The following is a 13,738-nucleotide window of genomic DNA, read 5'->3' as shown; positions in this document are numbered from 1 at the left end:
CCGCAATGCGGTGCCAGTCTTCGGGGCACAACTGAAACACCTCAAACTCGACTCGTTGCTGTACAGTACTTCTATGACATCGGAAGTTCCTGCCTTGAGAAACCTTCGCATCAGCGGCGGTGGAGGTTTTGCGAAGCAGCGGATTCATCAAAGCGGCCATTCAACTGGGCGACTTCCGAAAAATCTAAACCGACCTTTCGCTGCAAGCGGGTCCGATCATCGAGGAGCGGGACGAAGCTGCCATTAGCGTTTGAAGGATCAATGTCCGCTCAAGAGACGGTCACACCCGCCGTCGATACGGCCGCAGCCTCTCGCAGATTGATCGAATTCTTCGGGTTCAGGACGGCCCTAATCCGACCATCAACGTCATATTCGAATGCTGCGATTGCAACCCGCACTCCGAACATACGAAATGTGCACGTTGCCTCGCAGTCAACGGCACCCAACACATTTCCATCATCCGATCGTGTGGCAAGGGCTACCAGCAGCCAAATGCTGAAAAACCAGTGAAAATTGCGGACAGGGTTTTCGCCCTGCGGGTCAGAACTTAGTTAAATCGCGAAGAGAAATATGTGGAGGCCTTCGGACCAACGCCGAAAAATACGCGTTGCGTGTATCAACAAACACCGGTTCCAGAAACCGGCCACTCTCGAACTCCTAAATCGCTACATCGATTTCTCCAATAGCTTCCGCTAATGGCCTAAGCTGCCGGCGATAATTCAGCCACTTGGCCTTGGAGGATTTGTATAGCGGCTGTCGAACCTGCTGCACACTTGCTGTTCGGACACGTCGTTTGCTTTTGTGGAAATCGAGACAAGCCTGATCCCATTCCAGACCGCAATAGGAAATGATCCGCCGGGCTTCGGTTTCAAAGTCATCGATCAGTGTTTCGTAGTGAATGGTCAGAAAGGCGTTGTTGGGCAGGGTTTCCCGCCAGTGGCGCATAATGCGTACGTAGTTCTTGTAGTAGTTCCCCAACTCAACCAGTTCATAGCTGTGCAGTTGGCTGCGCTCGAACAGACGCGTGTAGCAAGACAGGCATGTATCGAGCGGATTTCTGACCACGTGAATGATTTTGGCGTTTGGCATCACGGCGTGGATCAACCCAACCAGTTGAAAATTCGCGGGCATCTTGTCGACAATGTGCGGCGTGCTCGGTGCGTGCTTGGCCAGAGCTGCAACGTAATCTTCCGCCCTCTGTCTCAGGGTGTCTTGTGATAGAGACGCGATCGCATCCGGAAGACAGTGCTGCGGTTCTGCAATGCCGCCGAACAAGTGCTGAAGATCATTGAGTTCGCCAGCACCAAATATCTGCGGATGGGTATTCAAAATGGATTCGGTCAACGTCGTGCCTGATCTGGGCATGCCAAGAACGAATATCGGCCGATCACTTTGCGTTGCACTGCGTCGAAGCCGATCAATCATATTCTTGTCGAATGTCCTGATCAGTTTGGTGGTCAAACGATCTGTTTCAGCAGCATCATACTTAACGAGCCCCCGCTTTATTTTGGCGCCCGTTTCAAACTGCTGGAACGCCTCGTCATACTTCTTCAGCTTTTCATAACACTCACCCAACGCATAGTGGAAAGCAGCGGCCTTTTGCGGCAGCATTGAACCGGCCTGAAGCTTGCTTGCCTCAAGTTGCAGAAAAACCGGGTTGTCCGGCGTTATCTTTTCCAGTTTGGCCAATGCGACAAGCGCGCTGAGTGCGTCATCTTTGGCTTCGGCTGCCAGAGTAAAATGCTGACGAGCAGCCTCAAAATTTCCCTGTTCCAGTTCCAGATGCCCCAGCGCAAGGCGACTTGCGGTCATGTCGGGGTTCAATTCCATCGCCTTGGTGTAAAGCGAGATCGCTTCGTTCAATGCACCCAAATGGGCTTTGACCATGGCAACCTGATGAAACACCGAAGCGCATCCCGGGTCCAGCCGCATGGCCTGTTCCGCTTCGATCAATGCAAGCTTGGGGTGGTTTTTCTCATACAGAACCTGAGAAAGTCCTACATAGCTTTCGGCTTTGCCAGGGTTGAGCGATATTGCGTCTCTGAACGAGATCTCTGCCCTGTCGAGATCGCATTCCAGCAAGAAAACCCGGCCGAAATTGCGATGAAGTTCCGCATCTCGGGGCATTTTCTCCAGCTGTGCTTCAATGAATGCGCGCGCTTCTGAGAGGTGTTCCGCTTCAATCAGTACTGACGCAAGGTTGTTCACCGTTTCCGAGGACGTCGGATCGATTTTCAACGCCCGACGGTAAAACTCTGCGGCCTGCTGCCGATCACCCCTGTCCCTCGCAATACTGCCGAGATTGTTCAGCGCCCTGTCAAAATCCGGGTTCAGCGCAAGGGCCCGTTCTTGCGAGGTTTCAGCCTCGGTCAATTTCGCCTGATCATAAAAGACAAGGCCCAGGTTTGAATGCGCGGCGGGGTTTCCAGGTGCCAGACGAACCGCCCGCAGCCCGATTTCTTCGGCTTGGTCCAACTTGGCGCTCGCGCGCAGAATTTCTGTGAAGTTTGTCAGAAAGGTCGCATCATCCGGCCTGAGTCGCACAGCTTCGGACATCGCCTCGACAGCAGGTTCGTATTGCCCGGCCTGAAACGCAATCAGCCCCAGCATCTGATGGGAGTGCGCATGGTCAGGCGCTGCTCTGACAATCTCGGAAAACAGCGTCAAGGCGGCTTGCGCATGTCCGTTCTGAAAGTGCGACACGCCGATACGAAAGGCGTCGTCAATTGGTATTTGTTTAGTTTGGGTCATGTCATTTTCTCGTTGGGTGGCGAGGTCCGTACCCGTCGGATATCGGCGCAAATCCTCAGAAACCGCCTGGTCAACCACTTGACCAAGCGTGTGAACCCGATGCCGGTCCGGAATTCAAACTCTTCATAATGGAAACGTCGCGAAGTAACGCCGTAGGGTTTCAACCCAGCTCTAAGCGACGCCCGAAGGGTGGCCGGACCACAGAACGAAACCTTGGCTCGGGACAGGTTAGGACCAATCGCGTCGGCAATCATTTTTGCGCTGATCCTTTGCCCCTCACCCGAAACGATGAGGTGTAAACGCAGATTTGATTTCAGCTCGGCCAGGTTTTCGATTTCGTCCAGATGCGGGGCGTCCGTTCGCGACCTGATGCAATAAAAGAGGTCCATTGGCTCGTCTTCAGCTTTCAGCGCATCGGCCCAGGCAAGAAAGGGCGTGATGCCGATGCCAGCCGCAACCCAGACCTCCGGTCTTTTACCGGCATAGCGAAACCTGCCAAATGGCCCTTGCACACGCACCACCTGATCCTCATTCAAGGCTCCGTTCAGGGTAGCTGTGTTATCCCCTAGCGCTTTTACAGTCACCCGCAATGCGCCGTCGGGACCGATCTTTGAAAAGCTGAACGGGTGAGGTTCATTTTTTCCGGCACCGGTGAAACGCAGAACGCCAAACTGTCCGGGCAACGGATCTAGCCGCTTGCCTTCGGGTTCAAGCGTGACCGCCAAAGCTCCGCCTGTGGTTTCAAGCTTTGCGATTTTGTAATTGTAAGAAGGTCGCAATCTGTCCGGAAGCAGCAACCAAAGATAGGAGGCCATACCAGCCGCACAGAACAAACCTGTGTAAAGACCGGCTGGATCGGTCATCGCAAAGGGTTTCATGATCAGGACAAAATGCAGAGCCCCGATGGCAAACAGTGCACCCATGGCTTTGTGCGACCATTTCCACAGATGATAAGGAATAAAGGTTGCAACTGATATGAGAACCAGAAGCAGCAGACCATACAAGCTTATTTCACCGAGGGACTCAGCAAAGTCATTTAACGCAGTTTCGCGTCCCAACCCGCGCATTTCCGCGCCAATCGTATCGTGCATCAGGATCGCGCCCATCGCCACGATCCCCGCCCATTTATGCAAGACGTAAACGCGGTCCAGCCCGCCGAACAAATGCTCGATACCCGGCAAGCGAGTGGACAGAATTTGGCTCCACGCCATTAAGACAAGCGCGGCAAGACCCAGATACTGCGAGAACAACGCGGTTTGATCAGTGATGCCCGGTAGGGCGAAAAGCTGGTATGCCGGGAAAAGCGTTGTTGCGCAGATCAGAAAGAGGCCAACTGGATTCATCACGGGTCCTTTTGTCGAAGATGATGTTGCCTTCACCTAGGAAGCTAGTAGGGCCGACTGAATAGGCCTTTCGGCAGATTTCAAGCCGAATAGGCCGAAGGTTTATACCCATCACGGCACCTCGATGTCGCAGACTTTCATCTCGTTACTTTGCATGGATACGACGCCCTCAGAGACAGTTTGTGGACCACCTTTGCGAGCGGTTTGGGTGGTCCACAGAGATGGCAGCTTTGGTAAGCTGCTACCTCAGAGCCTCAAGAAAGGGGGTCGACGTGGCCGATGAAAGTTCTCTGTTTTGGTTTGCCAGAACACGGGTATCCTCCTGTTCAGAACTTCCATTCGTAGGATGCCCAGAGGGACTGAGTTGATACGGCGGCCCCAAGGGTCGACCTTGCTTCAATGTGCAGGACCCCACCGTGATCGAAGGGTTTTTCGAAATTCAACCCCACTTCGCCAAAGGTATCCGTCCCTCCTCCTCCGCCCGAGGCCAGGGCAAGCGTGTTGCCAAAAAGGGTGACATCAACAACAGAAGGTGCATCTGCGTCCTGATGAACTGCCGCCAAAGAAGCTGACAGACACCCACCAAGCATGGCGGTTGCGTATTCGCCACTGATCCGGGTTTCATTGAACTTAATGGTCCTGTCACCAATTGTAGCATTGGTGGTACCGCCCGTTTCGGTATAGCTATCCAGGTTTTGTTCGCCATAAAGAAAGCTTGCCCTTGGCGTCAGGATCGCGCCGTTTTTCAGGGCGAATTCCCGCTCTGCCGCGACCAATGCAGTTAAGATGTCGCTGGAATAGTCTGCGTTCGAAACGACACTCCCACTGACACTTGAGACGTCGTTGTCGAGGTCACCATATCCCAAACCAAAACTCAGATCGGCAAATCCAAAATTCTGGGCGACGATACCGCTGATAAATACTCCCGAAGTGTCGAAGGTCGACGATCCAAAAGTCCCGTCATTCTCGAAATAGCTGGCCCCAAACCCGTATCGCAACCCGGTTCCAAGATCTCGGGTCGCGCCTGCGCTGACGCTCCACATGTTCGATGAAAGAGGCGCAGAACTACCGTTTGGGGTTCCGTCGCTGCGGCCGCCGCTGACCAGAAAGTACGGTTTGAATCCTTCGATTGCACTGCTTCCACCGGCTTTATCGCGGCTGACAACCCCATCGTTACCAGTGCTACCGCTGCCCAACTGACGCGCCAGTTGGTAGGACAAACCAGCAATCTCAAACGTTTTGTTTGTGTTTGCTTGCAGTTCGCTGGCGTCGTACGTGGCATAAACAGGTGCCGCACCCCCTTCACCAGCGACAAACCAACCTTGGGAGGCCGAAGACACCGACGTCGTAAACACACCGTTGGCCGTATCGTCGTCCTGGAAACGATAAACAACGCGCCCGCCGACATTTCTGAGGTTTACGTTGTGATCACTGACCCGGATGGTGCCGTTGATAGCTGCTGTGGTATTAACATTCAGCGTACCGCCGCCGTCGCCCAGAAACACCGCATAACTCTTGCCGGTTGAGGCAGCAGAGACATTGCCCGTCACGTTAACCGTGCCCCGAGCGTTTGTCACAAGTATCCCGTAGGCTTCCGAATCTGCGCCCCCATTGGCAGCAACCAAGATCGAGCCGGTACTGTTCAAAACGCTATTCGAGCTCAAGTCACCGGTGGTCAGCCCATTGGCCCGCACTGTCTGGTCGCCCCTCGCAGACACCAAAATCGCGCCCGAGTTGTCCACCCGCCCATCAACATCACCAACCCTCAAACCAAACGCTTCTACTGTCGCAACATTGCGGCCGTTAACGGCGACCTGAATTGATCCGGAATTCGAGATGCGCTTGTTGTTCGCCAGATTGCCCGTGAGGATTCCCGCGCCGTAAGCAGGCAAACCTCCTGAGTTGTTCACAGCGACTGAGATATTCCCGCTGTTGGTTGCATTAAAATCACCCCCGCCTTGGCCTAGGAAGATTGCGTGGCCTTTGCCCGAGGATTGGACACTGATATCACCAGCCACATTGACTGTGCCCTGGGCGTTGCCCACAAAAATGCCATATGCTTCTGTGTCCGCGCTCCCACTTCCGGATACCGAGATCGACCCGCTTTGAGTCAAAACTCCATTCGCACCAAGAGCACCGCTCGTCAGACCATGGGCACGAACCATCTGATCCCCTTTGGCGGCAACAACAATCGTGCCCGAGTTGGCGACACGGCCTTCGATATTGCCCATGCCCAGACCAATGGCTGCAGCCGTTGCCACGTTCTGCGTGTTGACGGACACTTGCACAGAACCCGAATTTGAAATGTGGGCCGTGTCCAATACTCCGCCGACAAATATCCCGGCACCGTAAGCAGACGATCCTTGGGTATTTTCAACCGCTACCGAGATGTCACCGGTGTTGGACAGACGACCACCGATCCTCGAGAATTGGAGACCTTGCGCATAGGCGTAGTCCATGTTGTTGCCGCGTGCGGCAACCGAAATCGTACCCGAGTTTTCATAACTACCAGTTTGGTCAACAAAGCGCGCGCTCAATCCGGCTGCGGCCATACTTGACCCATTGGATGCAGTTGTCGTGACCGAGATGCTGCCCGAGTTGGCGAATGATCCGCTGATCCCCCGAAAGTTGCTGGATCGTATTCCCACCGCATTCGCGCTGGTTCCATCGGCTGCGGCGACTGTGATGGTTCCTGTATTGACGAACGACCCGGTGATTTCACCGGTTTCAATACCGCGCGCCGTGGCCGAACTCTGCCCCTGAGCCATGACGGTGATCAAACCGCTGTTGCTGAAGCTTCCGTTGATGTTCCGAACTCGTATACCCGAGGCTTCGGCCGTATTGCCCCGTGCCATCGCCACGATCGTTCCACTGTTGCTCAGTACACCGTCGATACCTGATGCGAAGATGCCATAGGCGCTTGCTGTGGAAACGTCGGATATGGCCTGAACGGTCAAACTGCCGCTGTTGGTCAAATTGCCTGATGTCAAGCCTCCGACCAGGATTCCGTTGGCGCTCGCCTGCGACCCCTGCGCGTTTGCCTGCACAGAAATCGAACCGGTATTGGTCAAGGCTCCGCCCGCCGTAACAGCACCTGTGCGGATTCCTTCGGCTGAAACGTATGAGCCTTTGGACACAACCGTGATGCTGCCGCTGTTGGTCAATGACCCCCTCACCGTCGAGGAGCGGATTCCTATGGTCTCCACGCTCGATCCGTTGTCCACCTGAATGGTGATCGAGCCCGAGTTGCTCAAGGCCCCGCCGATTTCGCTGACATCGATACCGTATGCAGAAGCATGGCTGACAGCATTGGCCCGGATGCTGATATTCCCAGAGTTCCGAAGTGTACCGTTCAGCCTTCCGGTATCAATGCCGGTTACCAGCGCTGACGACGACGTTGCGACAGAGCTCAAAGTGATTGTGTTCGTGTTGGTCAGGAAACCATCAACATTCCGGGTGTTTATCCCAGACGCGTTGGCGCTACTGCCTTGACCATTTGCCGTGATGGCACCGTTATTGGTCAAAGTGCCCTGAACATTTCCCGTTGAAATACCGGTCGCGTCGCCGTTGCGCGTCCCATTTGCCAAAACTACCAATTGCCCGTCATTGGTCAGTTGATTGCGAACCTCAGCAGCCTGAATCCCAACAGCCGTGGCGGACCCGTTGCTGGCCGAAGCATCCGAGAGAATGTTCGCCCTGTTCAGCAGAGTACCGGTGACGTTACCAGCCCGAAACCCTCGCGCTGAAGCTGAGGTGACACCCTCGGCGATGGCATTGACCGGCCCGGAGTTCGACACACTGCCTAGAACGTCGCCAAAATCGAATCCGTCCGCATTTGCTGTTGAGGCCGTCGCCTGCGCCTGAACGAACACAATACCCGAGTTATCAAAGCTGGCACCAGTGGCCACACCTCCAATGTCAAACCCATCCGCGATCACGTTTCCACCGCGGGCCCGCCCGACAAGAAAACCAGTGTTTGTTAGTGCCCCGGTCAGGTTGGACACTTCAACGACGTCCAAGGCAGCGCCACCGGCATTGCCTGCAGCCATCGAGACAGTAAGTGGACCGCTGTTTTGCAGGCTACCGGAGAGGTTGGATATCTCAATCGCATCCCCATTGGCCTGATTGGCACCAGTTGCAGACACATTGACAGCCCCGGAATTGGTCAGAGTACCCGCCAGATCGCCAATGCCGAACCCATCTGCGCCAGCGATAGTTGAACCGCCAGCTGACACAGTGATGGGACCCGAATTGTTGACCGCCCCTTTGATAGTCGTGAGGGAAATACCGTCGGCGATGGCCTGCCCGCCAGAGCTTGAGATATCAATGCCAATACTGCCGTTGTTGTTTGCAGTTCCGTTCACAACGTCGACCACAATACCAATCGCTTCAGCTCTGCTACTGTTGTTCCCACGCAGGGTGATTGTCCCACTGTTTGACAATGTGCCATCGACCTGATTGGTCAAAATTCCTACAGAGGTTCCGATGGTCAGGGCTGAATTTGCGATATTGATGACACCGCTGTTCTGTACCGATCCCGTCGTGACGCCTGATACATCAATGCCGTAAATGACCGCCGTGTCGCCAAGTGCCGCACCCATCGAGATCGTGCCGGAGTTCACAATGGTGCCGGACAAATCGCCGTTGATATCGATCGCTGCACGCGTCCTGACGTTTGCCTCGGGGGCCGTCAGGCGCCCGGCGTTTGTCAGGGTACTGGAATAGTTCGGAACGTTGACCTGCACCAATGCCTGTCCTGGCAGGCGGTTGATGTCGATGGATCCAGCAGCCGTTATCGTATGATCTTCGTCTATGTTGCTGATCAGCGGGGTTGTCCGCACTCCGGTCACGACTTCCCCAAAGGTAGCCCCTGCTGAAACAGCAAGAACCGACGCTGAACACAAGAACAGCGAGGGCGCAATACTCGCCACTCTTCCCTTCCATTTGGTTAGACGCCCACCGCGCGCAAATGCGCGCACCCTCTGCTCGACCTGCATATTTTCTGCCCCATCTGGCTAAAATTTTGTTTTGCGCGAGCCGGTTAAATACCCCACGTCAACCGCTCGCTGAGCATTTGCTTGCACACTCAACATTCGGCTTGAAGGGTCAAAAAGGGCGATAATGAGGCTGTTTCCGCGTTATAAAACCTTGGTTTATGCGGCTTACACCTTAGTTTATCGCAGGTTGAAACTTCGTGATTTCGAAACCGTAAAGAGCGGGTCTACCAAATTACGCGCGCTCAAAACGGCCTGGACGGCGCGGGCAGCGTTCTACTGCGCGGCAGCCGGTCAAAGCGTGAAAATGCACGGGTTACGTCTCTTTCTAAATCGGTGTATCCGGACCAACCGTGCCGCAGCGCCACTGCCGCTCTCAAAAAGCAAAGTGCAACTCACCGGCCGGCACGAGCCGTAAGGCGATCTGTTCTGAGCGAACTTCGTTGCGGATCAAGGAAGATTCAAAGGAAGGCGTCTGTGTCCTGGCGCTTGGAAAAGGTGCCAACGGCAAAGCGTCGGTCAGAAACAAAACCGGTCAGGTTTTACCGATGATTTTCCTTCGATCCGTCGCCGGTAAGATCTTCCAAAAGGGCGCTGAACAGTTGCGATTTATTTGAGTAGCCCGACTTTCTGTAAATCGAGTTCGTTTGCGCCTTTACTGTTCCCTCTTTCGCATTTCTGGCTTCGGCTATCTCAGCAGTGGAACATCCTTTAAGAAGAAGCCGCGCGACATCTTTCTCGGCTTTGGTAAAGGACCACTTATCGAAGTAACTCACCAAAAGCTCCTCAAACGCCTCAGAGGCACGGGTCGCTTTTCCTTCGAGTTTGACCACGTGGTTTCCCATTCGCAGCAACTCAACTCCCAGAACAACGATCGATCCCAACAGGCACAACATTACGATGATTGCCCAGATGTGGTAATCACCCCAGTTGTGCACCCATTCTAACCCCATCGCCTCGCTAAACTCTTCCACAAGCATCAAGAGCGCCGCAGAAAGGGATGCAAAAAACGAGAGCACCAGGCGTTCTTTGGAAGGTGACATAGTAAGGTCTTTCAGGTTGCCGATAGTATTTGCGCCGGTCATAGTTTCATTTGTGAGGCGTTAAGGCCGGTCAGTTGACCAGCCTCACCTTGTCGAAGGATTCAATGGAGAAAATTCGCGCGGGCGGAGTTTGTCTGGAGGTCGAGAATATTCCTGCCCACCCTGATTTTAGCATTGCACTTGTTCGCTCTTGGTTGCCCTGTTCACATGCTTGGTTTCAGGTGCCTGCGCCCTTCTCTGCACAATTATTTCCTTAACATTGGACACCATTTTGCGGCTTATCGGAAACTCATCGCCCTCCGGGTTCACGACGTATGGGTTACCGTTTCTGTAAACGAGTTCGCTTATCTCTCTTTTCGACAGCCACCTTGACCGGTGAACCAACAAACCGGCTTCTGAGTCCAAGTTCTCTGCAGCGCTTTTGAGCGTCATTCTTATCAATTGCGTCCCGTTTTCAGTTGTGACCGAGACGTATTGGTTCTGTGCTTCCAGCATCAGCAGCCGCCCGCGATTTTCTTTGTCGAGCTTCTTTTGGATCGGACAGTCCATTTGTTTTGGAGGGCACCGAAACAGGTACTTCAGCGGATCGTATCCAAAACCTTCTATTGCCTGAGCTCTGAAGTGCAAAAATATAGCATAGGTAACCACGCTCGAGACGAATGCAGATGTAAAATAATAAAGGATTGCGTGCTCAAGAGAGGATCCGCCCGCCAGCAAGTGAGTTACGATAAAAGTCTTCAGGAACAAAATTATTAGATAGCTTCCTAAAGTTGCCCAAAACACGCAAATCGAATTTCGAATGGACCAGTAGAACAAAGTGGGCCCAGCAAAAAAATAGAATGCGTAAAACGCAACGACCCAAGCCAGCACGTATAACGCATGTTGGAACTGACTAATGTTCGGAACTGCGTGCCCACGTTCAACGATTACGAGCGCGAGAAAAACCACGGCGTAGGCTGAGATGAAAACCTTGTCTTTCATCAAACCACGCAGCCAGACCGTAAGTTCAGCCTTCGTCAGCAATGAATTACGCTCCCCAACAATTTAGCAACCCGGACATACTTGCTTACCGTAGTTACAGGAAAACATACGGCCGGTGCGACATGTGCTCTGGGCCGGCCGCGAGCAGGTACTCGTTGGGGTAATAATACCACTATCGCGGGCGGCCAAGTAGGGATTGAGTGGGTTTTGGGCAGAGAGAAATCGTTCAAACATAAGCCTGATGTGAGTAGCGGGACACTTGAACGTGTATGTCATGTGGACCTCTTCCATCTCCTAAATGTCTTCCAGCAATCCATACGATTGCGGGGTTTTCAATGACCAGACGCTGAATTTGCACGACATAACTACTTCTATCGTGACCAATTCAGCGATTGGGACTCTGTCCGAAGGAGCAATTCTCTCAAGGTCTGCACGCTGCGGAACCTATAGCTTAGTTGGCTTCTACTAAACCGGCTGAAGTTTGCGAAATCCCACTTTGGTGTGAGTGACTGGCGTTTTGGTGCGAACAACGTTCAACCGTGACTTCCTTGTTATCCCTTGTCTTTACTCGGGCGGGGCCATTTTTCGGCAGCAATGTCGATCAGCGTGAGCAGGTGCTCAATCCGGCATTGTTATAGTAGGTGTGCTCCTCAATGCATCCACGAAGAGCCATCGTGTTGCGGGCCAAGCTGACATAATTGACGTCAGGCACGGTTTTGAAACAGCAGCATTGCTTGAGTGTGATGTCGATCATGGCTCTTGGACGATACTTTTCACTTCAAGGGCAACAAAAAACAGTTTTTAGTTTCTTTGGAGTCACGCTACCAAATCTCCGAGATCAATTATGCCGCTGGAGTACCCCATGGAACTGCAAGACATTATCGACCTGAAAACCTTTCCGATTGGCGATGCTGATTTCCGTACTTCCAGCAAAGAAGAGTTTGATAAAACGGGTGTTTTCGTAATGCCAGGTTTTGTTCGACAGCACGCAATTGAAGCTGTTCGGGATGAAGGCCTCGCCAACAAAGATAAGGTGTTCAAGTCTACGAAACAGCATAACGTCTATTTGACACCAAAAGACGAGGCTTTTGCCGATGATCATGCGCGCAACCGACTTGTCACGTCATCCAAAGGATGCATCACTGATGATCTGATGCCTCAAGAGTCGCCCTTGCGCACCATCTACAACGACCCGATTTTTCGAGACTTCCTATGTGAGGTACTGGGCGAAGAAGCGATGCATGAATATGCTGACCCGCTATCTTCCATAAATCTGCATTTTGCTGAGATGGGCGAAGAACTTGGTTGGCATTTTGACAACTCGTCCTTTGCAATTACGCTGATGGTCCAAGCTCCAGAAAAGGGCGGAAAATTTGAGTACGTCAACGCAGTTCGCGACGCCGACACAGGCGAGATGGGTTTTGAAAAAGTTGATGAAATCCTCGACGGTAAGATTCCTGTCGAAACTTTGGAAGCCGATGCCGGGACTTTGGTCTTTTTTCGAGGCCGCAACTCGATCCATCGGGTGGCACCCAACGAAGGTAAACAGACGCGCATACTGGCTGTGTTAGCCTATAATTCCGAGCCCGGCGTTGAGCTCTCCGAAGCTGCTCGCATGACGTTTTATGGACGTTTAAACTAAGTGAGTTTCCCCCCGGCGTAAGAGGGCTTTAACTGCGTTGCCCCAATTCGGTAGTTTGGGCTCGATCAGAACCATCGCTGCGCCGAGAACGTGCGCCCGGTCCAGATTGGCGAACGGCACATGCCGCCCGCCAATGTGTTCTAAATGTCGATCTTCTCGGCGATACTCAGTGCATCTTCAAGTTCGACGCCAAGGTATCTGACTGTGCTATCGACTTTGGTATGCCCGAGCAGAAGCTGAACCGCTCGGAGATTTCCGGTTTTCCGGTAGATCTCTGCCGCCTTGGTCCAGCGAAGCGAATGCGTTCCGTATCCGCTTGGTTCCAAGCCAATCGCAGCCACCCAGTCCCCGACAAGCCGACCGTACTGGCGAGTCGAGATGTGTGGTCGCTCGTGGAACCGGCTCGGAAACATGAAAGGGCAAGAAAACATCTCGGGCGACTTCAACCATGCCAGGACAGATTCCCTTGTGTTTGCAGTTAGTTCGAACTGAACGGGGCGCTTGGTTTTGCTTTGGATCACTGAAACACGCACTCGGACGCGGTCATCTTTGACGAGATCAGCCACTGCGAGTTTAACCAGATCGCATCCACGCAGTTTGCTGTCTATGGCGACGTTGAACAGAGCCAGATCGCGAAGGTAGCCCGCAAGTTCCAGACCTGCGCGGATCGCCCAGACCTGTTTTGGCAAGAGTGGGCGCTTCTGGCAGATGATACGCCCCTTGTTCCACGCTCTTCGTTTTGGGACTACGGCGGGTAGTTGGACTCTTGGCATGATATGCCCGCTGTCCAAAGACTGTTTGGCACGCCATCTCTGCGTGTGCACTAGGTGGCTCTGAACCCAGACCTACCAAGCAAAGTTAAAGTTATGTTGCTTTTTTTGATCGGCAGGTCACAGCGCAAAGCAGACATTTCCGGCAGGGCTTTGCAATTTTGGAAAGTCAAAAATGCAAGAACTCGAAAAACTCTGATGCTTGAAATCACTT

General features: G+C 53.3%; 7 protein-coding genes. 1 reads left to right on the top strand and 6 read right to left on the bottom strand.

What is annotated here, in order from left to right; translation table 11 throughout:
* Positions 1–657: 657 nt before the first annotated feature.
* The 5 genes from ACR0LF_RS18185 to ACR0LF_RS18165 all read right to left on the bottom strand — a co-directional run bounded on the left by ACR0LF_RS18185 (position 658) and on the right by ACR0LF_RS18165 (position 11,154).
* On the bottom strand, positions 658–2,751 hold the full coding sequence (locus ACR0LF_RS18185) for a sulfotransferase (protein WP_480582793.1): 2,094 nt from the start codon (positions 2,749–2,751) through the stop codon (positions 658–660).
* Entirely contained in the window at positions 2,748–4,094 is a 1,347-nt protein-coding gene (locus ACR0LF_RS18180; protein WP_480582796.1) for a ferredoxin reductase family protein, read from the bottom strand. Before ACR0LF_RS18180 ends, ACR0LF_RS18185 begins: the two co-directional genes overlap by 4 nt.
* 326 nt (positions 4,095–4,420) lie before the next feature.
* Positions 4,421–9,025, bottom strand: coding sequence for a beta strand repeat-containing protein (locus ACR0LF_RS18175; protein WP_480582799.1), 4,605 nt, complete (start codon positions 9,023–9,025; stop codon positions 4,421–4,423).
* 605 nt (positions 9,026–9,630) lie between these two features.
* A complete protein-coding gene (locus ACR0LF_RS18170; RefSeq protein ID WP_480582802.1) occupies positions 9,631–10,173 on the bottom strand; it encodes a helix-turn-helix transcriptional regulator in 543 nt (180 codons plus the stop codon).
* Positions 10,174–10,299: 126 nt separating this feature from the next.
* Entirely contained in the window at positions 10,300–11,154 is an 855-nt protein-coding gene (locus tag ACR0LF_RS18165) for a LytTR family DNA-binding domain-containing protein (RefSeq protein WP_480582805.1), read from the bottom strand.
* An 820-nt stretch (positions 11,155–11,974) separates the two neighbouring features.
* Between ACR0LF_RS18165 and ACR0LF_RS18160 the strand changes: the two genes are divergently transcribed.
* Positions 11,975–12,754: a HalD/BesD family halogenase gene (locus ACR0LF_RS18160; RefSeq protein ID WP_480582807.1), complete on the top strand. Its 780-nt coding sequence runs from the start codon at positions 11,975–11,977 to the stop codon at positions 12,752–12,754.
* A gap of 140 nt (positions 12,755–12,894) precedes the next feature.
* Here the strand turns inward: ACR0LF_RS18160 and ACR0LF_RS18155 are convergent, their stop codons facing one another.
* Positions 12,895–13,527: a tyrosine-type recombinase/integrase gene (locus tag ACR0LF_RS18155; protein ID WP_480582810.1), complete on the bottom strand. Its 633-nt coding sequence runs from the start codon at positions 13,525–13,527 to the stop codon at positions 12,895–12,897.
* Between the last annotated feature and the right edge of the window lie 211 nt (positions 13,528–13,738).

Source organism: Ruegeria sp. E8 (assembly GCF_056533985.1).
The sequence above is the reverse complement of the archived record's forward strand: the minus strand, read 5'-3'. Positions and strand labels throughout refer to the sequence as shown.

Coding starts and splice junctions, on each gene's coding strand:
- ACR0LF_RS18185 (WP_480582793.1), bottom strand. CDS start 2,751: ATGACCCAAACTAAACAAATACCAATTGACGACGCCTTTCGTATCGGC.
- ACR0LF_RS18180 (WP_480582796.1), bottom strand. CDS start 4,094: ATGAATCCAGTTGGCCTCTTTCTGATCTGCGCAACAACGCTTTTCCCG.
- ACR0LF_RS18170 (WP_480582802.1), bottom strand. CDS start 10,173: ATGACCGGCGCAAATACTATCGGCAACCTGAAAGACCTTACTATGTCA.
- ACR0LF_RS18160 (WP_480582807.1), top strand. CDS start 11,975: ATGGAACTGCAAGACATTATCGACCTGAAAACCTTTCCGATTGGCGAT.
- ACR0LF_RS18155 (WP_480582810.1), bottom strand. CDS start 13,527: ATGCCAAGAGTCCAACTACCCGCCGTAGTCCCAAAACGAAGAGCGTGG.